Annotated in this window: 1 protein-coding gene; it reads left to right on the top strand. The window is 62.9% G+C overall.

From position 1 onward, the window contains the following. Nucleotides 1–128 precede the first annotated feature (128 nt). Nucleotides 129–377: ATP-binding protein (locus AB3X86_RS38390; protein ID WP_368599913.1), on the top strand; the 249-nt coding region annotated here is incomplete at its 3' end.

Below are 377 nucleotides of genomic sequence, written 5' to 3'. Positions count from 1 at the left end.
CCGCAACTGGCCTTGCCGCTCACGCAGGAGCATCCCCTGATCCGCCCGGGTAACGAATACGGCGAGTTCTTCAACGTCGGCGCGCAGCACAGCGCCAGCTCTCAACCTCCCACAACAGGAGAAACTGTATGACCACCACGCTACCCGATATCGAGCGGGCGCTCAGGATGCTGCGCCTGTCCGGCGTACGCGACACACTGGAGACCCGCGTGCTGCAGGCACAGGGCACCCAGCAGCCGTTCCTGGAGATCTTTGCCATGATCCTGCAAGACGAGCTCGACCGGCGTCAGTCGCGGCTCATCGAGCGGCGTTACCAGCAGTCGGGCCTCGAGGAAAAACTCACGCTGGCCGAGTTCGACTGGTCGTTCAATCCGAAA

The organism is Paraburkholderia sp. BR14374, from assembly GCF_040948685.1.
Classification (GTDB): Bacteria; Pseudomonadota; Gammaproteobacteria; order Burkholderiales; family Burkholderiaceae; genus Paraburkholderia; species Paraburkholderia youngii.
The sequence above is the reverse complement of the archived record's forward strand: the minus strand, read 5'-3'. Positions and strand labels throughout refer to the sequence as shown.